At 66.0% G+C, this 20,433-nt stretch carries 25 protein-coding genes; 19 read left to right on the plus strand and 6 right to left on the minus strand.

The window, feature by feature from the left end:
- The first annotated feature begins 36 nt into the window (after positions 1–36).
- The 6 genes from ACEN9F_RS05380 to ACEN9F_RS05405 are packed head-to-tail and all read left to right on the plus strand — an operon-like array spanning position 37 to position 4,288.
- Positions 37–774 (plus strand): FliA/WhiG family RNA polymerase sigma factor, encoded by a 738-nt coding sequence (locus ACEN9F_RS05380; protein WP_413418569.1) that lies wholly within the window; start codon positions 37–39, stop codon positions 772–774.
- Positions 775–831: 57 nt separating this feature from the next.
- Positions 832–1,752, plus strand: coding sequence for a flagellar motor stator protein MotA (gene motA, locus ACEN9F_RS05385; protein ID WP_413418571.1), 921 nt, complete (start codon positions 832–834; stop codon positions 1,750–1,752).
- Complete coding sequence (locus tag ACEN9F_RS05390) at positions 1,736–2,764, plus strand: flagellar motor protein MotB (protein WP_413418572.1); 1,029 nt, start codon at positions 1,736–1,738, stop codon at positions 2,762–2,764. The genes motA and ACEN9F_RS05390 overlap by 17 nt, the downstream gene beginning before the upstream one ends.
- Positions 2,765–2,803: 39 nt before the next feature.
- Complete coding sequence (flgM, locus tag ACEN9F_RS05395; RefSeq protein WP_413418574.1) at positions 2,804–3,088, plus strand: flagellar biosynthesis anti-sigma factor FlgM; 285 nt, start codon at positions 2,804–2,806, stop codon at positions 3,086–3,088.
- A complete protein-coding gene (flgN, locus tag ACEN9F_RS05400; RefSeq protein WP_413418576.1) occupies positions 3,085–3,531 on the plus strand; it encodes a flagellar export chaperone FlgN in 447 nt (148 codons plus the stop codon). The genes flgM and flgN overlap by 4 nt, the downstream gene beginning before the upstream one ends.
- The gene (locus ACEN9F_RS05405) at positions 3,518–4,288 is read left to right on the plus strand and encodes a glycoside hydrolase family 73 protein (protein WP_413418578.1); all 771 of its coding nucleotides are present in this window, start codon (positions 3,518–3,520) and stop codon (positions 4,286–4,288) included. The genes flgN and ACEN9F_RS05405 overlap by 14 nt, the downstream gene beginning before the upstream one ends.
- Here the strand turns inward: ACEN9F_RS05405 and flgA are convergent.
- Entirely contained in the window at positions 4,269–4,916 is a 648-nt protein-coding gene (gene flgA, locus ACEN9F_RS05410; protein WP_413418580.1) for a flagellar basal body P-ring formation chaperone FlgA, read from the minus strand. The genes ACEN9F_RS05405 and flgA overlap by 20 nt on opposite strands.
- 239 nt (positions 4,917–5,155) lie before the next feature.
- On the opposite strand from flgA, the gene flgB reads away from it, so the two are divergent.
- The 12 genes from flgB (at position 5,156) to ACEN9F_RS05470 (ending at position 15,189) form a co-directional block, all read left to right on the plus strand.
- The gene (flgB, locus tag ACEN9F_RS05415; protein WP_413418582.1) at positions 5,156–5,518 is read left to right on the plus strand and encodes a flagellar basal body rod protein FlgB; all 363 of its coding nucleotides are present in this window, start codon (positions 5,156–5,158) and stop codon (positions 5,516–5,518) included.
- 11 nt (positions 5,519–5,529) lie between these two features.
- Positions 5,530–5,952: a flagellar basal body rod protein FlgC gene (gene flgC / locus ACEN9F_RS05420; RefSeq protein ID WP_413418584.1), complete on the plus strand. Its 423-nt coding sequence runs from the start codon at positions 5,530–5,532 to the stop codon at positions 5,950–5,952.
- A 3-nt stretch (positions 5,953–5,955) separates the two neighbouring features.
- Positions 5,956–6,627 (plus strand): flagellar hook capping FlgD N-terminal domain-containing protein, encoded by a 672-nt coding sequence (locus tag ACEN9F_RS05425; RefSeq protein ID WP_413418586.1) that lies wholly within the window; start codon positions 5,956–5,958, stop codon positions 6,625–6,627.
- A gap of 14 nt (positions 6,628–6,641) precedes the next feature.
- Entirely contained in the window at positions 6,642–7,904 is a 1,263-nt protein-coding gene (locus tag ACEN9F_RS05430; protein ID WP_413418588.1) for a flagellar hook protein FlgE, read from the plus strand.
- A gap of 27 nt (positions 7,905–7,931) precedes the next feature.
- Entirely contained in the window at positions 7,932–8,657 is a 726-nt protein-coding gene (gene flgF / locus ACEN9F_RS05435; protein ID WP_413418590.1) for a flagellar basal-body rod protein FlgF, read from the plus strand.
- Positions 8,658–8,690: 33 nt separating this feature from the next.
- Positions 8,691–9,482, plus strand: coding sequence for a flagellar basal-body rod protein FlgG (flgG, locus tag ACEN9F_RS05440; protein ID WP_413418592.1), 792 nt, complete (start codon positions 8,691–8,693; stop codon positions 9,480–9,482).
- A complete protein-coding gene (gene flgH / locus ACEN9F_RS05445; protein ID WP_413418594.1) occupies positions 9,482–10,150 on the plus strand; it encodes a flagellar basal body L-ring protein FlgH in 669 nt (222 codons plus the stop codon). The genes flgG and flgH overlap by 1 nt, the downstream gene beginning before the upstream one ends.
- A 35-nt stretch (positions 10,151–10,185) precedes the next feature.
- Positions 10,186–11,307 carry a flagellar basal body P-ring protein FlgI gene (locus tag ACEN9F_RS05450; RefSeq protein ID WP_413418596.1) on the plus strand — a complete coding sequence of 374 codons (1,122 nt, stop codon included), beginning with the start codon at positions 10,186–10,188 and terminating at the stop codon, positions 11,305–11,307.
- A 9-nt stretch (positions 11,308–11,316) separates the two neighbouring features.
- The gene (locus ACEN9F_RS05455) at positions 11,317–11,739 is read left to right on the plus strand and encodes a hypothetical protein (protein ID WP_413418598.1); all 423 of its coding nucleotides are present in this window, start codon (positions 11,317–11,319) and stop codon (positions 11,737–11,739) included.
- 92 nt (positions 11,740–11,831) lie between these two features.
- The gene (gene flgK / locus ACEN9F_RS05460) at positions 11,832–13,202 is read left to right on the plus strand and encodes a flagellar hook-associated protein FlgK (RefSeq protein WP_413418600.1); all 1,371 of its coding nucleotides are present in this window, start codon (positions 11,832–11,834) and stop codon (positions 13,200–13,202) included.
- Positions 13,203–13,213: 11 nt separating this feature from the next.
- Positions 13,214–14,125: a flagellar hook-associated protein FlgL gene (gene flgL / locus ACEN9F_RS05465; RefSeq protein WP_413418602.1), complete on the plus strand. Its 912-nt coding sequence runs from the start codon at positions 13,214–13,216 to the stop codon at positions 14,123–14,125.
- A gap of 20 nt (positions 14,126–14,145) precedes the next feature.
- Entirely contained in the window at positions 14,146–15,189 is a 1,044-nt protein-coding gene (locus ACEN9F_RS05470) for a hypothetical protein (RefSeq protein WP_413418604.1), read from the plus strand.
- 13 nt (positions 15,190–15,202) lie between these two features.
- On the opposite strand, the gene ACEN9F_RS05475 is transcribed toward ACEN9F_RS05470, so the two are convergent.
- The 4 genes from ACEN9F_RS05475 to ACEN9F_RS05490 form a co-directional block, all read right to left on the minus strand.
- A complete protein-coding gene (locus tag ACEN9F_RS05475) occupies positions 15,203–17,392 on the minus strand; it encodes a putative bifunctional diguanylate cyclase/phosphodiesterase (protein ID WP_413418606.1) in 2,190 nt (729 codons plus the stop codon).
- A gap of 100 nt (positions 17,393–17,492) precedes the next feature.
- Positions 17,493–18,149 carry an amino acid ABC transporter permease gene (locus ACEN9F_RS05480; RefSeq protein WP_413418608.1) on the minus strand — a complete coding sequence of 219 codons (657 nt, stop codon included), beginning with the start codon at positions 18,147–18,149 and terminating at the stop codon, positions 17,493–17,495.
- A 2-nt stretch (positions 18,150–18,151) separates the two neighbouring features.
- On the minus strand, positions 18,152–18,940 hold the full coding sequence (locus ACEN9F_RS05485; protein WP_413418610.1) for a transporter substrate-binding domain-containing protein: 789 nt from the start codon (positions 18,938–18,940) through the stop codon (positions 18,152–18,154).
- A 23-nt stretch (positions 18,941–18,963) separates the two neighbouring features.
- Entirely contained in the window at positions 18,964–19,374 is a 411-nt protein-coding gene (locus ACEN9F_RS05490; RefSeq protein ID WP_413418612.1) for a hypothetical protein, read from the minus strand.
- A 63-nt stretch (positions 19,375–19,437) separates the two neighbouring features.
- On the opposite strand from ACEN9F_RS05490, the gene ACEN9F_RS05495 reads away from it, so the two are divergent.
- Positions 19,438–19,656, plus strand: coding sequence for a DUF3460 family protein (locus ACEN9F_RS05495; RefSeq protein ID WP_413418614.1), 219 nt, complete (start codon positions 19,438–19,440; stop codon positions 19,654–19,656).
- A gap of 13 nt (positions 19,657–19,669) precedes the next feature.
- Here ACEN9F_RS05495 and ACEN9F_RS05500 read toward each other — a convergent pair whose 3' ends face one another.
- A complete protein-coding gene (locus ACEN9F_RS05500) occupies positions 19,670–20,419 on the minus strand; it encodes a YcbK family protein (RefSeq protein ID WP_413418616.1) in 750 nt (249 codons plus the stop codon).
- Between the last annotated feature and the right edge of the window lie 14 nt (positions 20,420–20,433).

Raw genomic sequence — 20,433 nt, forward strand, 5'->3', positions numbered from 1 at the left:
ATTGAGCAAGCAAGCATGAATACCAGTGGAGCGGGCATGGGATACGTAGAGGAATTCGCAGACGCTTATGCCGAAAGCTACGGCGCGAACGGCCTGGCGCCGGCCGCGCACAGCGTAGCCGACGAACAAAAGCATCTGATGGCCTATGCGCCGTTGGTCAAGCGCATCGTGCGCCAGCTCAATTCGCAGATCGCCGGCGCCATCGACCGCGACGACATGGAACAGATCGGCCTGATGGGCCTGCTCGAAGCGCTGCGCCGCTACGGCGAGCCCGACGGCGCCTTCGGCAGCTACGCCAGCCTGCGCATCCGCGGCGCCATCCTCGACGAACTGCGGCGCCAGGACTGGCGTCCGCGCGCGGTGCGCCAGCAGAGCCACAAGCTGCGCGACGCCGTGCGCGCGCTGACCCGCAAGCTGGGCCACGAGCCGAGCGAGGCGGAGATCATGGCCGGCCTGGCGCTGACGCCGGAAGCCTACCAGGCTTACCAGATGGACGAGAACGCCGAACTGATCGCCAGCTTCGACGAAGTGCTGCAGGAGAGCGTCAGCAACGACAGCGCGCCCAGCCCCGAAGACCAGCTGATGGTCAGGCGCAGCCTGGAGCAGGCGCTGCGCGGCCTCGACGAGCGCGAACAGCGGGTGGTGCAAATGTATTACGAATTCGAGCTGAGCTACAAGGAAATCGCCGCCGTGCTGGACCTGACCGACGCCCGCGTCTGCCAGCTCAACAAGGCGGCGCTGGGCAAGATGAAGGCAGTACTGCAAAGCGCCTGATCCAGAACGGGCGCTGGGCGGCAGGGATTGAAAAATGACGCGTAAAAGGGAATCATCATGCAGCAAATAGTCGGCATCATTATCGTTTTGGGCAGCGTCTTCGGCGGCTTCTTCATGATGGGCGGGGCCTTCCATCAGATCTGGCAGCCGATCGAGCTGATCGTGATCGCCGGCGCCGGCCTCGGCGCGCTGGTGATCGGCAACCCGCCCCACGTGCTGAAGGAAACCATCACGCAGATCAAGAAGATCGTGTTCCGCAAGAAATACGATTCCGAATTCCAGCGCCAGTTGCTGCTGCTGATGTACGAACTGCTGCAACTGGCCGCCGGCGGCCTGAAGGCGCTCGACGCCCACGTCGAGGCGCCCAAGGACAGCCCGCTGTTCCAGCGCTACCCGCGCGTGCTGGAAGAGCCGAAACTGCTGGCCTTCATCGTCGACAACTTCCGCCTGATGGCGATGGGCAAGATCAACGCCCACGAGCTCGAAGGCGTGCTGGAGCAGGAACTGGAAGCCATCCATGAAGAGCTGAACCAGCCGGCCAAGTCGCTGGCCAAGATCGGCGAGGCGATGCCGGGCTTCGGCATCCTGGCCGCCGTGCTGGGCATCGTGATCACCATGAACACCGTCAGCGAAGGCGCGACCTCGGGCGAGATCGCCGAGCACGTCGGCGCGGCGATGGTCGGTACCTTCATCGGTATTTTCTTCTGCTACGGCATCCTGGACCCGATTTCCAACATGATGAAGCAACTGGTCAACCAAGAAGCGTCCAACAAGGAATGCGTCAAGGTGGTGCTGGTCACCCACGTGGCCGGCAAGCCGCCGCTGCTGGCGATCGACGCCGGCCGCCGCCTGGTGCCGCTGAACATCAAGCCAAGCTTCGCCCAGCTGGAACGCTGGATCAACGACCTGGAAGGCCGCGACAGCGCGCCGGCCGAGGACAGCTCACGCAGAGGAGGCCGCGGTGCTAAAGTCGCATGACAAGGCCCATGACCAGACCATCGTCAAGCGCGGTGGCGGCAAGCACAAGCACGACGACCACGGCGGCGCCTGGAAGGTAGCCTTCGCCGACTTCTGCCTGGCGCTGATGTGCCTATTCCTGGTGCTGTGGCTGATGGCGGCGCGCAATACCGAGTCGCTGCAGCAGATCCTGACCGAGGCCGACGGCGCCAAGACCGACCAGGGCAAGGGCGTCATGCCCGAGCAGGTCGGCGGTCCGCGCGGCAGCCTGATCGACCGCTTCCCGATGCCGCACACCGGCAGCACCGAGGAGCCGGGCGACAAGAAGGCGCGCGGCGAGGCCAACACCCGCACCACCGGCGACAAGGAAGAGGTGGCGCAGGACGCCAAGGTCAAGTACGACACGCCGTCCGACCTGGAAGCGCTGTCCAAGGCGCTGACCAAGATGAGCTCGGACTTCGGCCTGACCAGCAACCTGGAGGCCATCATCACGCCCTACGGCTTGCGCGTGATGTTGCACGACACCGACCGCCAGGGCATGTTCGTGCGCGGCAGCGCCGTGCCGACCGACAAGTTCCGCGCCCTGCTGCGCAAGATGGGTCCGCTGTTCCGGCAAATGGAAAACCAGATGCTGATCGTCGGCCACACCGATTCGCTGCAGTACGCCGACACCAGCTACGCCGCCTTCTCCAACTGGACGCTGTCGGCCAACCGCGCCATGTCGGCCCGCGCCCAGCTGCTGGCCGGCACCATGAATGCGGAATCGGTGCTGCAGGTGGTCGGCATGGCCGACCGCGCGCCGCTCGACACCAAGCGCGCCGACGCCGGCATCAACCGCCGCATCGAACTGCTGATCTTGACCACGGCCCAGGCCAAGACCGTCGCCGCCATGTTCGGCATGCCGGAAAACAGCAATATGCTGATCCAGGATGTCGATACCGCGCTGCCGGACGCCGGCCTGCTGCAGAAACTGCGCAACCAGCTCAACGGCGGCGGCGACAGCCCGCTGCGCGACCCGCGCCGCAACAAATAAGATATTCGTATGGAAACCAAGCCAACCAGAGGCACACGTATGAGAATCCCGACATCGAACCCGGGCGGCATGGCCGTCCAGCAGGTGGCCGACAGCGGCGCGGCGGATGGCGCCGAAGCCGCCGCCGCGCCCGCCCCGGCCTCGGCCCCGGCCCCGCTGCAGTCGGCCGTGATGCAACCCGCGCTGCAGGCGATGCGCGAGATGCCGGAAATCGACCAGGAAAAAGTCGACATGCTGCGCGACGCGCTGGCCAAGGGCGAATTGCCGTTCGATCCGGCCAAGCTTGCCGGCCTGATCCAGCGTTTCCACGGGAGCGAGCAGTGAGCGAAGCGGCAGGCACGGCGGGCATGACCCGCCAGGACGCCATGCGTCAGCTGCTGGGCGGCATCGCGGAAGACCTGCTCGCCTATCGCAGCTTGCAAGGCATGCTGCAGCAGCAATTCGAGGCCGCCCTGCGCCACCGCGCGGCCGAGCTGGGCGCCGTCGCCGAATCGATTTCCGCGCTGGTGGACGTGCTGCAGCTGCGGCGCCAGCAGCGCGTGGCGCTGGTACAACGTTTATTGGGGCCAACGGCCACCATGATGCAGGCTTTTGCCTTGCTGAAAAATACGGCGCGGGAGAGAATGGAGGCGGACTGGAAAACGCTGGAACAGTCGGTAATTGAATGCAAGCGTTTGAGCAAGCGCAACGGCGACTTGCTGGTGGAGCAATACAGCATCATGCAGCGCGTGCTGCATGGCGAGGAGCAGATTTATGCGCCAGCTTAACGGGATGCAGCCGACCGCACCCACTGCCGCAACCGTATCGAATATGAGCGCCAGCCGCCCCGCCGCGGCGACCGGCGCCATGGCGTCGTCCGGCAACTTCAGCGCGACCTTCCAGCAAGTGCAGAACGACGTCGCCGCCTACATCGCCAAGGGCGACGGCGGCCTGCGCGGCGAAGCCCCCTCTTCCCAGGCCATGAGCCTGCAGGCCATGGCCTTGCGCAACCGCGCCGGCGGCGCCGTCAACGGCGACGGCGAAGGCGCCGACAGCGAGCTCCAGCAGCAGTTCCTGGCGTCGATCAAGCCGTGGGCGGAGGAAACCGGCGCCCGGCTGGGCGTCTCGGCCGATGTGGTGGCCGCCCATGCGGCGCTGGAATCGGCCTGGGGCCGGCAACCGGTGCGCAGCGGCGCCGCCAGCACCAACAACCTGTTCGGCATCAAGGCCGGCAGCGGCTGGCAAGGCGCGGTGGCCGCCGCCAGCACCACCGAATACGAGCACGGCGCGATGCTGAGGAAGACCGAGCGCTTCCGCAGCTATCCGGACACCGCCAGCGCCTTCCGCGACTACGCCAACCTGTTGACCAGCAACCCGCGCTACCAGGCGGCGCTGAACACCGGCAGCGACGCGCGCGCCTTCGCCAGCGGCCTGGCGCAAGGCGGCTACGCCACCGATCCCAACTACGCCGACAAGCTCAGCAAGCTGGCCGCGCAGTTGCAACGCGGCGGCGGCCTGGCCGGCGTCACTCCGTCGGCGGACTAGTGGAAACGGGCATGTCGACAGGTTCCACCGTTGCCGCGCCCGTCACGCGGGCGCGGATCACGGTGCCGTTGGCGTTGCGCACCCTGACCCCGGCGCCGCGGGCGCCGCTGTCGAGCGCCTCGCCCGCCATGCTGACCTCGATCTGGTCGCGGCGCGCGACGATGCGCACCGGTTCGCCGCGCTTGACCATGGTCGGCGACGTCAGCAGCGTGGCGCGCAGCACCTCGCCGCTACGCAAGACGCGCTTGCCGCTCATGCCCACCGCGTCTTGCGGATCGGCAATGCTGTCGGCGATGCCAGAGATGTCGTGGCGCTCCAGCAACACATCTTCATCTGCCAGTATTTTTCCTGCGGGCACATCCGATGCCATGACGGCAATCCGCGCCGACACTTGCGCGCGCACGATGAATTCATACCGCCAGCCGTCGGCGCCGGCGCAGACGGCGACAAAGCGCATGCGGGCCGGCTGCCGCGTATCGGCCGCCTCGACCGTGACGGCGCGCCCGCACGGGGCTAGCGGCCTGCTGCCGCGCACCACGCTGACGCTAAAGGTCGGCTCGACCAGGCCGCTGCTGTCGGCCCAGCGCTGCACGTGCTGGCGCGCGGCCGCTTCGACGATGCCCGGCACCTGCTCCGCCGCTATGGCAACCGGGGCGGAAAAGACGGGAGAAAATGAAGTGCAAAACAGCAACATTCCACCCAAACCAGTTACAATACATTTGTTGAACATGAGCAATACCTCTACTATGATGCCGAGAGCGGCGGCGCGTAATGCACTCGGCCGCCATTCTACATTGGGCGTAGCGGTTTGCACTCATGCAATAACGGAATACCGGTTTTACCGCAATGTCACCACAGGGGAAGATTATGGGCATTAACTTCAAAGACGCGGCGGGCGTACACGCCGATGCGCTGCATTTGCGGTCCGATCGCACGCGCATCCTGGCGGCCAATATCGCCAATGAAAACACGCCCGGCTTCCAGGCCCAGGACATGGATTTCGCCGCCACGCTGGCCAACACCCAGGCCGAGGGCATGGGCGACATCGGCGACGGCGGCGACAGCGCGCTGATGTACCGCGTGCCCTACCATCCCACCCGCGACGGCAACACGGTCGAGATCGGCGTCGAACAGGCCGCCTTCTCGCAGAACGCCACCGACTTCCAGACCAGCCTGACCTTCGTCAACCTGAAACTCAAGGGCCTGGCGAAAGCCATCAACGGTCAGTAAGGAGAGCCCGCATGTCGTTCAAGAATATTTCAGAAATCGCCGGCTCGGCGATGGCGGCGCAGTCGGTCCGCCTCAACACCATCGCCAGCAACCTGGCCAACGCCGATTCCGTGGCCGGCACCGAGGCCGAGACCTACCGCGCGCGCAAGCCGGTGTTCGCCGCCGTCATGAGCGACAGCCCGGACGGCATGAATTCGGCCGGCGGCAAGGTGCAGGTGCTGGACGTGGTCGAATCGGCCGAGCCGCTGCGCAAGGTCTACGAGCCCGGCCATCCGATGGCCGACGCCGACGGCATGGTGTACTACCCCAACGTCAACCAGGTGGCCGAGATGACCGACATGATGTCGGCCTCGCGCGCCTTCGAGACCAATGTCGAAGTCCTCGGCCGCATCCGCACGATGCAGCAGTCCCTCCTTAAACTCGGTGAAGGTTAAGCCATGACAGTCAGTCTCCTCGATAACAACAGCAGCAGCACCAACAACAGCTCCACGTCCAGCATCGTCGGCAACACCGCGAGCGAGACGTCGCAAATGTTCACCAAGCTGCTGGTGGCCCAGATCCAGAACCAGGATCCGCTGTCGCCGACCGATCCGGCCGCCTTCGTGCAGCAGCTGACCCAGCTGTCGCAAACCGAATCGCTGCAAAACCTGGCCAACCTGACCAGCAACAACGCCAGCGTGCTGCAGAGCATGCAGGTGCTGGCGCTGGGCGCGCAGGTCGGTTCCGACGTCATGGCCGAGACCAAGAGCGTCACGCTGGACGGCAGCACCAAGGTCAGCGGCCAGGTCACGCTGGAAGCGTCCAGCACCAGCACCAAGCTGATCCTGACCGGCGCCGACGGCGAGAAGCACGAAATCGGCCTCGGCACGCAGGCGCCGGGCGAGGTCGCGTTCTCGATCGACCCGGCCAAGCTGAAGCTGCCGGCCGGCACCTACACGATGTCGGTCGAGACCAGCACCAAGGAAACCCCGGCGATCGACATCCAGGGCCGCCTGAACAGCGTGCGCCTGTCGCCCGGCGGCAGCGTGGTGCTGAACATCGCCAACATCGGCGAAGCCGCCACCACCGCCATCACCGCTTTCAACGGTAAGTCCACCGCCACTCTCTAAGGAAGGTATCCATCATGAGTTTCGATATCGCATTGTCTGGCATTCAGGCCATTAACGATTCGCTGGACGTCACCAGCCACAACATCGCCAACGCCGGCACTTACGGTTACAAGTCCAGCCGCGCCAACTTCTCGACCCTGGTGGCGGGCAGCCAGCTGACCGGCGTGATGGTCGGTTCGACCACGCAGAACGTCGGCCTGTCCGGCGGCATCCTGAACACCGGCCGCTCGCTGGACGCCTCGATCAACGGCCGCGGCTTCTTCATCGCCAAGGATGCGCAGTCGGGCCAGACCGAATACACCCGCGTCGGCATCTTCGACTCGTCCAAGGACGGCTTCCTGATCGACGCCTCCGGCCGCAAGGTGCAGGGCTATGCGGTCAGCCCGGGCACCACCACGCTGGGCGCGCTGGGCGACCTGGCGATCCCGACCGGCGCGATCCCGGCCGTCGCCTCGAAGGACATGACCTACGTCGGCAACCTGTCGGCCGACTGGGAAGCGCCGACCGGCACCTGGGGCACGCCGCCGATCGACGCCGCCAACCCGCCAGACCCGCAGACCTTCAGCATGTCCAAGGCCACCATCCTGTACGACACGCTGGGCGGCAAGCACACGCTGACGCAGTACTTCTCGCGCACCCCGGACGGCAGCGTCCCGGGCGTGGCCGGCAGCGTCGACGTCCATTACCTGCTGGACGGCGCCGACCTCGGCACGCCGCTGACGATGACCTTCGACACCGCCGTCGACGGCCACATGCTGACCCCGGACGCGACCACCGCCGGCACCAACACGCTGGCCCTGTCGGGCCTGGCGGCCGGCGCCAACGGCGCCGTGCTCAAGGACGTGGTGATCGACTACACCGGCACCACCGGTTTCGCCGGCGAGGCGACCACCTCGGCCAACAACGCCGACGGCTACAGCTCGGGCACCTATTCCGGCGTCGCCATCGGTTCCGACGGTTCCGTCATCGCCAGCTACAGCAACGGCCAGAAGCAGACCGTCGGCCGCCTGGCGATCGCCACCTTCCCGAACGAAGGCGCGCTGACCTCGATCAGCGACACCAGCTGGACTTCCTCGATCGACTCGGGCGAGCCGCTGGTCAACGCGCCGGGCGTGGGCATGGGCGGCACCATCAACGTCAGCTCGCTGGAACAGTCGAACGTCGACATCACCTCCGAGCTGGTCGGCCTGATGACGTCGCAGCGCAACTACCAGGCCAACTCCAAGGTCATCCAGACCGAAAGCACCATGCTGCAATCGCTGATGCAAGCGATCTAAGGCCAGACCGAGGGATAAGACCAAGCTATGGACGCGCTGATCTACACTGCCATGAGCGGGGCCGAACGGGCCCTGCGCGGCCAACAGGTGCACGCCAACAACCTGGCCAACATCGACACCGGCGGCTTCCGCGCCAATATGGAACTGTCGACCGCCCAGACCGTCAACGGTTACGGCTACGACGACCGCCATATGTCGCAATTGCAGGCCAATTCGGTGTCGACCCGCCAGGGCACGCTGAAATCCACCGGGCGCGACCTCGACGTCGCGGTGTCCGGCGCCGGCTTCCTGACCGTGCAGGGACCGGCCGGCGAGGCCTACACCCGCGCCGGCGCCATGGCGCTCGATGAAACCGGCACGCTGCGCATCAACGGCAATGTGGTGATGGGCGAAGGCGGGCCGATCGTGATCCCCGAGTACAGCAAGATCGACATCGGCAACGACGGCACCATCTCGATCCAGGCGCCCGGCACCACCACCATGCAAACCATCGACAAGCTGCGCCTGGTCAAGGCCGAAGCCTCGGAGCTGACCAAGAACGAAGCGGGCCTGCTGGTGGCGCGCAACGGCCAGCCGCTGGCGACCGACGCCACGGTGACGGTGCGCCCCGGCCACCTCGAGGGCAGCAATGTCTCGGCGGTGGAGGAAATGGTCGCCACCATGAGCTTGAACCGCACGTTTGAAATCCAGATGAAGTTGTTCAAGGCCACCGATTCGATGGCCGAATCCGGTAACCGCCTGGTCGGCGGCTAAGCCGGTCCACGTTACACCAACAGGGAGAAATTCATGAATCCAGCAATGTGGATCAGCAAAACCGGCGTCCAGGCACAGGACGAGAAACTGCAGGCGATCGCCAACAACCTGGCCAACGCCAACACCGTCGGCTTCAAGCGCGACCGCGTGGTGTTCGAAGACCTGTTCTACTCGGTGGAACAGCAGCCGGGCGCGCAGCGCGCCGACAACAACACGCTGGCGCCGTCCGGCGTGCAGCTGGGTAACGGCGTGCACATGGTCGGCACCCAGAAGGTGTTCACCCAGGGCACGCTGCAGACCACCGGCAACCAGATGGACGTGTCGGTCATGGGCAACGGCTTCCTGTCGGTGCGCCAGCCCGACGGCACCACCGCCTACACCCGCGCCGGCCAGTTGCAGGTCGACGCCAACGGCATCCTGGTCAACGCCCACGGCCTGCCGCTGATCCCGCAGATCACCGTGCCGGCCAACGCCACCGCGCTGACCATCGGCGAGGACGGCACCGTCTCGGCCAAGATCGCCGACAACACCACGCCGCAGCAGCTGGGCCAGCTGACCCTGACCAGCTTCATCAACCCGACCGGCCTGCTGGCCCTGGGCGAGAACCTGTTCGCCGAGACGCCGTCGAGCGGCACGCCGACCGAAGGCACGCCGGGCACCGCCCAGTGGGGCAAGCTCAAGCAAGGCACGCTGGAGGGCTCCAACGTCCAGGTGGTCGAGGAAATGGTCGACATGATCGCCGCCCAGCGCACCTATGAAATGAACACCAAGGTGCTGTCGGCCGCCGACAATATGCTGCAATACCTGTCGCAGGCAGCACGCTGATGAAAACCGCACTGCCCGCCCTGGTCCTGGCGACCTTGTCGTTGGCCGGCTGTGCCGCGTTGCAGCCGCCCGCCGTGCGCCCCGGCCCGTCCGACGAGCCGCCCACGGTGTCGCGCGTCATCGGCCCGAAAGGCAGTTCCGGCGGCGTCTTCAGCTCCGACCTCGGCCTGTCGCTGACGTCGGACAGCCGCGCCTTCCGGGTCGGCGACATCGTCACCGTCAACCTGCAGGAAACCACCCAGGCCAGCAAGAAGGCCGGCACCAGCTATTCCAAGGATTCCAGCGACACCATCAACGCCCCCAACCTGCTGGGCAAGACCTTCGGCAAGGCCGCCGTCGGCTTGGGCGCCTCCAACACCTTCACCGGCGACGCCACCAGCACCCAGCAGAACGCGCTGACCGGCGCCATCACCGTGATCGTGCAGGAAGTGCTGCCGAACGGCCTGCTGCGGGTGTCCGGCGAGAAAACCCTGACCCTGAACCAGGGCGAGGAATTCGTGCGCCTGCGCGGCTACCTGCGCGCGGCCGACATCGACGCCGACAACCAGGTGTCGTCGCTGCGCATCGCCAACGCCCGCATCGCCTATTCGGCCCAGGGCACGCTGGCCGATACGCAATCGGCCGGCTGGCTGTCGCGCTTCTTCAACGGCCCGTTCATGCCGTTTTAAGCAGTCCTGTTGTCCTTCTTTTTCGGGTGAATCTCATGAATTTCCGCAAGCTGTCCCGTCTCCTGGCCTTGCCCTTCGCCCTGTGCTTCACGCTGACGGCCGCCGTGCCGGCGCAGGCGGCGCAAGTGCTGCGCAACCTGGTCGCCGTCGAGGGCATGCGCGACAATCCGCTGGTCGGCTACGGCCTGGTGGTCGGCCTCAACGGCAGCGGCGACTCGACCCAGGTCAAGTTCTCCAGCCAGTCGGTGATCAATATGCTCAAGCAGTTCGGCGTCAAGGTGCCCGACGGCACCGACGCCAAATCGAAAAACGTCGCCACCGTGATGGTGTCGGCGGTGTTCCCGCCCGGCTACCGCAAGGGCCAGAGCATCGATGTCGTGGTCTCGTCGATGGGCGACGCCAAGAGCCTGCGCGGCGGCGCCCTGCTGCTGACCCCGCTGCGCGCGGCCGACAATGAAGTCTACGCGCTGGCCCAGGGCAACGTGGTGGTCGGCGGCTTCAGCGCCCAAGGCAAGAGCGGCTCCTCGATCACCGTCAACACCCCCACTTCCGGCCGCATCCCGAGCGGCGCCGCGATCGAGCGCGAGATCGCCACCGACTTCGCCAGCAAGCCCACCGTGCGCCTGTCGCTGCGCCATCCGCATTTCCAGACCGCGATCAACATCGTCGACTCGATCAACAAGCGCTTCGGCGACATCGCCACCGCCAGCGACGCCACCAGCGTCGACGTGGTGGCGCCGGCCAATCCGACCCAGCGCGTGGCCTTCATGGCCAAGCTCGAATCGCTGAACATCGACGTCGGCGACGACGCCCCGAAAGTGGTGTTCAATTCCCGCACCGGCACCGTGGTGATCGCCGAAGGCTTGCGGGTGCGCGCCGCCGCCGTCACCCACGGCTCGCTCAAGGTGGTGATTTCCGAAAGCACCAAGGTCAGCCAGCCGAACGCGCTGGCCGGCGGCACCACCGTGGCCACGCCGCAATCCCAGGTCAGCGCCGACCAGGGCGCGGCGCAGATGTTCAAGTGGCCGGCCGGCGCCAAGCTGCAATCCATCATCGACGTGGTCAACAGCCTGGGCGCCTCGCCCGACGATATCATGGCCATCCTGCAGGCGCTGGACCAGGCCGGCGCCATCGAAGGCGAACTGCTTGTCATCTAAGGAATCCCCATGAGCCTCCTTCCCACCGAATTCGATCCGAGCAAGCTGCGCCTGGGCGTGGCCGACAAGCTCAGCGACAGCTACGCCGTGCCGGCCCCGGCCGCCCCCGGCGACACGGTCGATCCGGCCTACCGCGCCAAGGCCACCGAGGCGGCGGTCAAGTTCGAGAGTTTCTTCATCGGCCACATGCTGCACCAGATGCGCGACGGCGCCCGCGCGCTGGCCGCCGACGACAGCCCGAGCAAGGACCGCATCAACCAGGACATGCTGGACATGGCCGACAACCTGGTGGCCGACCAGCTGGCCGGCAAGCGCGCCTTCGGCGTGGCCGACGCCATCCTGCGCCAGCTGTTGCCGCCGGCCAGCGCGCCCGCCGGCGCCGCAGTTGCCTCAACGCAAAATTTATCCGGAACGCTTAATCGCTCCAAGTAAGCGGTCGCCTTCTACAGATAACGGACCGGTGGCGGTAGCCTAGACGCTGCGAGCAACTGGTCCTCCGGCCTTCACCAGGAAAGACCCGCTACATGACCATCACTTACAACGCACTGTCGGGCGCCCTGGCCGCCCAGGCCGCACTGAACACCGTCAGCCAGAATATCGCCAACTCGCAAACCAAGGGCTATACCCGCCAAGGCGCGCTGCTGGTGGCGATGGCGTCCGATCCCGGCACCAAATCGCCCGGCAACGGCGTGCAGGTCGGCTCGCTGCTGCGTTTCAGCGATTCCTACAAGTCGCAGCAGATGTGGCGCGCGGCGTCCGACCTGGGTTCGCACTCGCAGACCCAGCCGTATCTGACGCAGCTGGAAAAGGTCATGAGCGACGACAAGTCGAGCCTGAGCTACGGCATCGACAATTTCTTCAAGGCGCTCAACGCGGCCGGCGTCGATCCGACCTCGAGCCCGCTGCGCCAGCAGGTGATCACCGCCGCCGACTCGATGTCGCAGCAGTTCAACAGCATCTACAACGTCACCGCCAACCAGCTGATTTCGGTCCAGCAGCAGCAATCGGCGATCCTGCCCTCGCTCAACCAGTCGCTGGCCGACATCGCCGCGCTGAACCAGAAGATCATCGAAGTCGGCTCGGCCGGCACCAACACCTCGGCCCTGATCGACAAGCGCGAACAGCTGATCGACGGCGTCGCCTCGCAGGTGGCGATCGAAGTCATCAACAATCCCGACGGCACCTCGACGGTCTCGATGAAGAGCGGCCAGCCGCTGGTGGTGGGCAACCTGTCGGCCAAGCTGAGCTACGACACCTCGAGCGGCACCCCGATCCTGACCGCCGCCTTCGCCGGCTCCAAGTTCAAGCTGGACGACACCAAGATCGGCGGCCAGCTCGGCGGCCTGGGCGACTACAAGAAAAACACCCTGCTGCCGCTGCAAAAGTCGATCGCCGAGATCGCCGAGCAGATGGCGGACAAGGTCAACGCCCAACTGGCGCTCGGCTTCAAGGATGGCACCACGGCCGGCACCGACTTGCTGAAATTCAATCCGGCCAGCGCCACCGGCCTGCTGCAGATCACCGACGGCTTCCAGACCACCGACCTGGCGTTCTCCAGCGACGGCACGCCCGGCGACAGCGGCAACCTGCAGAAACTGATCGATATCAAGGGCCAGCCGATCGCGCTGACCACGCTGGGCAATGTGCTGCTGGGCGACGCCGACACCCAGCTGGTGGGCAAGCTGGGCATCGACAGCCAGCAGAACCAGTCGCAGCTGAACACCGCCACCACCATCCGCCAGCAATCGGAAGACGACTGGAAATCGACCAGCGCCGTCAACACCGACGAGGAAGCGATCAACCTGGTGGAGTTCCAGAATATGTACCAGGCGAACATGAAGGTGATCGCGGTCGCCAACACCCTGTTCGACTCGACACTGCAAATGTTCGGTTAAGGAGAGCCTGAATGCGCATCGCTACCAGCCAGTTCCAGGCCACCATGAACCGCGGCCTGCAAGACAACCAAAGCCACCTGGCGGCCATCACCGCCGCCATGGCCAACGGCAAGAAGATCCAGGTGCCGTCGGACGATCCGGTCACCAATGTGCGCCTGTCGCGCCTGACCCGCGAGGAAGCCATCATCGGCCAGTACCGCAGCAACATCTCCGCCATCAAGATCCGCCTGTCGACCAACGAGACCTACCTGAGCAGCATGGTGGCCGACATCACCCAGAGCAAGGACCTGCTGGTCTGGGCGGCCGACGGCAGCAACACGCCGGACGACCTGAAGTCCATGGTCCAGACCATGAGCTCGCTGCGCGACAGTCTCTACTACAGCAGCAACGAGAAGGACCAGGAAGGCCGCTACATCTTCTCGGGCACGCTGACCAGCACGCCGTCGATCACCTACGACGCCACCGCCGCCATGGGTTCGCGCTACACCTTCACCGGCAACACCAACGAGCAAAAATCGGTGGTCGGCAACGGCATCACGCAGACCGTCAACGTCGACGTGTCCGGCATGGAAAAACTGCTCAACCAGATGGACACCACCATCTTCGAGCTGTCGCAGCCGGGCGTGACGTCGAGCACGCAGAGCCTGCGCGACGCGCTGGGCGCCAACATGGATGGCGCCACCGCGACGCTGGACCTGGTCGCCAGCAAGATCGCCAACTTCGGCGGCGCGCAAAACGTCATGGAAACGCTGGACAACAACCACGCCAACGTCAGCCTGTCGAACTCGACCGCGCTGATCGACCTCGGTTCGCTGGACATGGGCGAGGCCGCGACCGAACTGAACGGCTACAACCTGGCGCTGCAGGCGTCGTACAAGGCGTACTCGAAGATCAGCAACCTGTCGCTGTTTAACATGCTGTAATCCCCTGACCAGTCCATAGCATGCAGATCTCTTCCACTTCCACGCCACCCGTCATTGTTCCCGGCGCCAACGCCGGCAATGCCAGCGCGGTGGACGGCACCTCTCTGGGGTTGAATGGAGAGAATGCGGCCACGGCCACGCCGGTCAATCCGACGCCGAACTCGGCGGCGCCGCTGCGCCGCGGCCTGGGCAACTGGGACCAGCCGCTGCAGGGCGACATCTCCGGCGCCCAGCAGGCGCTCGATTTCCTGGAGCAAAGCGCGGCCCAGCTGCGCAACCTGAAGGCCGACCTGAGCGCGCGCCTGGCCGCGCGCCAGCGCGCCGACGGCACGCTGGACGCCCGCGTGCGCCAGTTCAGCAACAGCTGGCGCAACCGCAGCAACGCCTCCGGCGGCACGCTCGACGCCCGCCTCAAGTTCAGCAACAAGGGCACCAGCACCAACTTCACGGTGCGCGGCATGAACTTGCCCAACCTGCGCACCGGCGGCCGCGAAGTGCTGGCCATCTCCATCGGCGGCGGCCAGAACCTGCGCTCGGTGGTGCTGGAGCCGGGCCTGAGCGACGACCAGATCGCCCAGCGCTTCGACGACGCGCTGGCGCCGGCCGGCGTGCGCGCCAAGCTGAACGACGACGGCCAGCTGGAATTCTCCACCCCGGAAGCGCAATGGTCGAACGTGCGCGACACCATCGCCGTGCAGGGCAGCGGCATCCGCTTCCCGACCGGCCAGCTGAACCGCGTGAAGGCCGAGGCCGAGACGCCGGCGATCGATCCGGACAACTGGCAAACCACCGACATGGAAGCGATCCGCGCCACGCTGCAGCAAGTGGTGCAGGCGCTGGCGCAGGTCGAGCAGTCGATCGCCGCCGTGCACCTGGCGCTGAACCAGGTCAGCGCGCGCGTGCAAAGCGCGGCGCCCAGCGCCAGCAAGGCCGGCATGGACCAGGTCGCGCAGAATTTCGTCTCCACCACCAGGCAGCCCGGCTACCAGTCGCTGCTGTCGATCACCTCGGCGCTGGCCGGCATCAGCCGCGAGCGCGTGATCTCCCTGCTGAGCTTGCGCTGAACGCCAACCCGGCCTAGTTCGGCAGCATCAGGCCGCGCCTGGCCAGCGCGCTGAATTCGGCGGCCGGCATCGGCTGCGCAAACACATATCCCTGGGCAAAATCGCAGCCGGCCATCGCCAGCAAGCCGCTTTGCGCCGGCGTTTCCACGCCCTCCGCCACCACCCGCAGTCCCAGCTTGTGGGCCATGACGATCAGCGCCTCGCACATGGCCAGGTCGCCGCTGTCGCTGGCCAGGTGCTGGATGAAGCTGTGGTCCAGCTTGAGCAGGTCGATGCCGAAGTGTTTGAGGTGGGCCAGCGACGAATAACCGGTGCCGAAGTTGTCCAGCGCCACCTGCACCCCCATCTCGCGCAGGTCGCGCAACCGGTCCGCCACCTGGGCCGTGCCGTCCATCAGCACGCCCTCGGTGATTTCGATGACGATGCTGCGCGGCGGCAGCCCCAGCTGGGTGGCGTAGTTCAGCCAGCCGACGTACAGCGCGGTGTCGCCGCGGAACTGCGCCGGCGACTGGTTGATGCCGACCTGGAAGCCCGGCCCCAACTCGTCCTGCCACAGGCGCGCCTGCCGCGCCGCCTGGCGGAACACCCAGTCGCCGATCTCCATCATCAGCCCGCCGGACTCGGCGAACGGCAGGAAATCGGCCGGCCCCAGCAGGCCGCGCTGCGGATGGCGCCAGCGCAGCAGCGCCTCGGCCCGCTCGATCTGGCCGGTCTGCAGATTGACGATGGGCTGGTAGTACAGCTCGAACTGCTGGCCGGACAGCGCCGAGCGCAGGTCCAGCGTGACTTGCTGGCGCGCCTGCGCCGCCAGCTGCAGGTCGGGCGTGAAATAGCTGTAGCGGTTGCGTCCGCCCTGCTTGGCCGCGTACATGGCCTGGTCGGCGTGGCGCAGCAGCTCTTCCGGCGTCACCGCGTCCGACGGGAACAGCGCGATGCCGACGCTGGCCGAGATCGACGGCGTGGCCGCGCCCAGCGCGAACGGCCGGTTCAGCAGCGCCAGCATGGTTTGCGTGATGCGGTCGATGCCGGTCATCTGGTCCAGCCCGGACAAGATCACCGTGAACTCGTCGCCGCCCAGCCGCGCCACCGTGTCCGAGGCGCGCACGCAGGCGCCGATGCGGCGCGCCGCCTCCACCAGCAGGGCGTCGCCCTGCTCGTGGCCCAGCGTGTCGTTGACCTGCTTGAAGCCGTCCAGGTCGATGAACAGCAGCGCCAGCAGCAGGCCCTCGCGGCGCGCCTTCTTGACCTCCTGCCCCAGCCGGTCCTGGAACATATGGCGGTTGGGCAGCGCCGTCAGCGTGTCGAAATTGGCTTGCTGCCAGATCAGGTCGGCCGAGGCGCGGGTGGCCGTGATGTCGGTCACCAGCGCCAGCGCCCCCAGGTAGCCGCCGTCGGCGTCGAAGATGGGATTGGTGACCAGCGTGGCCCACAGCTCGCCGCCGTCCTTGCGCAGGAACTTGAATTCGTGGCGCTCGGCCGCGCCCTGCTGGCGGCGCGCGATATTGCGTTCGAGGATGGCGCGGCCCTCGTCGTCCATGAAGGCCACCAGCGGCTGGTCCAGCATCTCCTCGATGCCGTAGCCCAGCATGTGGGCCATTTTCGGATTGACAAAGCTGGTGCGCGCGGCGCCATCGATTTCCCAGATGCCTTCCTCGGCGCTGTGGACGATGCGGCGGAAACGCTCCTCGCTGCGCTCCAGCGCCGCCAGCTTGCCCTCGGCCAGCTCCAGCACCACCCGGATCGCCTGGCCGCTGCTGTCGGCGCTGGCGCGCAGCGTCACCGGGAAGCCCTGCTGGTTGCGGGCGCGCACCATCTGCAGGTCGCAATGCTCGGGCTGGCTGCTGTTGACGGCGCGCCGCAGGAAACGGTCGAAGTCCTCGAAGAAGCGCGGCGCGATGAACTGGCGGAACGGCACATGCTCGGGGTTGTTGCGTGGCAGGCCCAGCAAGTCGGCGCCGACCACGTTCATCTGCAGGATGGCGGTGTCGAAGCCGAGCACGAAATAGCCGACCGGCGCCAGCAGGTAGATATCGTTGAAATAGTCCTGGTCGGCCATCACGGCCTCGTGGTCCGGGGCGCCGCTGTCGCCCATGGTGGCCATCATGGCTTCGTAAGGCGCCATCGCGGCCGCCTCGGCCACCAGCGCGATGCCGGCAAGCCCGTCCAGGCGCGCCTCGGAGATCGGCTGCCTGCGGGATTGCAATTCGGTCCTGGATGATTGCGCTGGCTTCTCCATACCACCCCTTTGCTGATGTCTTCAGACTAACATTTAAGCCTGGCGATGTCGAGCAATGGGCGGCGCTTCAGCGGTGCGCGCGGTTCAAGCGTTGTTCGGCGCGCCGTTGCAGCGCCTCGAACAGCAAACTCAGCACCCAATAGATGGCGGCGGCGGCCAGGTACAGCGGCAGCGGCTGGAAGGTGGTGGCGATCACTTCCTTGGTCGACAGCATCAGCTCGGTCAGCGTGATGACCGAGACCAGCGAGGTATCCTTGATCAGGCTGATCAGGGTGTTGCTCATGGCTGGCACGGCGATGCGCAAGGCCTGCGGCATCACCACATGGCGCAGCGTGGCCCAATAACCGAGCCCGAGGCTGTAGCTGGCCGCCCACTGGCCCTTGCTGACCGCGCCGATGGCGCCGCGCAGGCTTTCCGACAGGAAGGCGCCCGAGTTCAGGCTCAGCGCCAGGATGCCGGCCGTCACCGGCGTGAATTCGACGCCGACGCTGGGCAGGCCGTAGTAGATGACGAACATCTGCACCAGCAGCGGCGTGCCGCGCATCAGGCTGACATACACGCCGGCCGGCCAGCGCAGCAATCGGTACGGCAGGATGCGCATCACCGCCACCGGGAAGCCGATCAGCAGCCCGCCCAGCATGGCGGCCAGCGCGAACAGCACGGTATAGCCGGCGCCGCGCAGCATCACCGGCGCGGCCTCGCGCAACAGCTCCAGCAACTCCATGCTTACGGCGCCTTGCTGACGTCGGTGCCGAACCATTTCAGCGAAATGGCTTTCAGGCTGCCATCGGCGGCGGCGGCGGCCAGCGCCTTGTTGAGCGCGTCCTTGAATTGCGGATTGCCCTTCTGGAAAGGAATGCCCATGCGCTCGACCGCGCCCACCTGGGCGCCGGCCTTGATCGGCAATTTCGAGATCTTCAGCAGGTAGGCCGACATCAGGCTGTCGTTCAGCGCCGCATCGAGGCGGCCGCTGGCCAGGTCCGACATGGTGTCGGGCGCCGCCGCATAGCTGCGCACCTCGATGCCCGGCACCGCCTTGGCCTGCTGCTCGTAGACGCTGCCCTGTCCCACGCCCAGCTTCTTGCCCTTGAGGTCGGCCAGCGTTTTATACGCGGCCTTGTCGTCCTTGCGCACGATCAGCTGCGGCATCGAGTAAATGTACGGCACGGAAAAATCGAAGGCTTGCTCGCGCTTGGGATTGATGCCGACCTGGGAAATGATCACGTCGTACTTGTTGGCCGACAGCCCGGCCAGGATGCTGGCCCACTCGCTGCTGACGAATTCCACTTTCACGCCCAGCTTGCCCGCGATCAGGCGCGCCACGTCGACATCGTAGCCGGCCAGCTCGCCGCTCTTCTGGTCTTTGTAGTTGAACGGCGGATACGTGCCTTCCAGCGCCACCTTGAGCGTGCCGCGCGCCTTGACGCTGGCCAGCAGGTCGGCGGCGGCGGCCGGCAACGCCGCCAAAGCGATGGCCAGCAGGGCCACCTTGAACGTGAAATCGCGTTTGTGCATGAAATTCCTTGTATTGGTTGGTCCTACCAGGCGCCCATCCGCCGGCGCAGGCCGAAATGGTGGCCCACGACCAGCATCGAACTGGCGATCAGGCTGCTCAGTCCTATCATCAACTGTATCAGTTTATCGTCCGGCAACACCCACAGCGAACCCTGCGGCGCTTCGTCGATGCGGGCCGCCGCCATGATCAGCGGCGCCACCCATGCCGCTTCCGGCGTAACATCGAGGATCAAGGCGCCGTCCTGCGTGGTCTGCATATAGATCTCGCCGCCCTCGGCCAGCGTGAAACAGACGCCATAACCGGTTTCATGCTTGCCGATGTTTTCCTGCAGGCTGAGATTATGTTCCGCGATCCACAGTTCCACATCGGCGGGCGTTTCCAGCCCGCTCCACGGCACCGGACGGAAGCGCGGCGGCTCGTTATTGTCTTGCATACAAATCCTGTTTCCTGATCTTGCCTGGCCAAGCCGCCAGTGTAATCGATGGGAGGTCTTACCATGAAATATCTCTATGGCCCCGGGCCGGGGCGCAAGGAATACGTCTCGGAATTCACGCGATTCATGGACGGCTACCTGCGCGAGCATCCCGACGTGCGGCGCGACCAGATGCTGGGATGGCGCATCTGGTGGGAACGCTACGTCAACGCGCAGGAGATAGACCGGCAGATCGAGGCCAACCTGACCCGCCTGCCCTACCACTCCTACTATTACGAGTAGGCCGGAGCGGCGCTCAGCCCTTCCAGGTGCGTTTGAGGCCGGTGTCCGCGTGGATCCAGCCGCCGCGCGCGCCGGCACGGTAATAGAAGCCGACGCCGCCCTGGCGGAAGCTCTTGACCAAGCCGCCCAGCACTTCGGAATTCAGGTTGGCGATGCGGATGTCGGCGGCGCGGCCCTCGATGTGCAGCGACTGGCGCGCGGCCGGCACGCCGGCTTCGCGCAGCTTGTTGTTGGAGGCGGAGGTACGGTAGCCGGACAGGATTTCCAGCGGCGTATCGATGCCGTAGCGCTGCACGAAGGCTTGCGTGCCCCACAGCGTTTCAAACAGCTTGGGATCGATGCGCGCGGTTTCCTTGCCGTTGACGTCGCGCAGCAAATGGCACAAGTCCTGGTAGGCCGATTCGATGATCTCGCCGTCGCGCCAGTACAGCAGCTTGGCGCGCTCGTTGCTGGCCGGGCGGAACACCTCGATGGTGCGCGGCTTGAGCCAGAATTCCAGGTCCAGCGCCTGGGCGTCGAAGATATCGGGCGGCGGCTCCGGTTCGCCCCTGGCGATGGACGGCGCCGGCTGTTCCGATGCGCGCGGCATGCTGGCGGCGGGCCTGGCTTGCGCCAGCACCGGCGCCGGATGCGGAGCCGGCTTGGCCGCCGTGCCGGCCTGCCGCACCGGACTGCCGGACGAGCAGCCGATCAGCGGCACCGACAAAAAGCTTGCGGCCGTCAGGCCTAAACCCTGCTGTATAAAATCTCTGCGCGATGCCATAGCCCATCCGTCTA

This window comes from Duganella sp. CT11-25, assembly GCF_047302815.1.
In the GTDB taxonomy this organism is placed as follows: Bacteria; Pseudomonadota; Gammaproteobacteria; order Burkholderiales; family Burkholderiaceae_D; genus Rugamonas.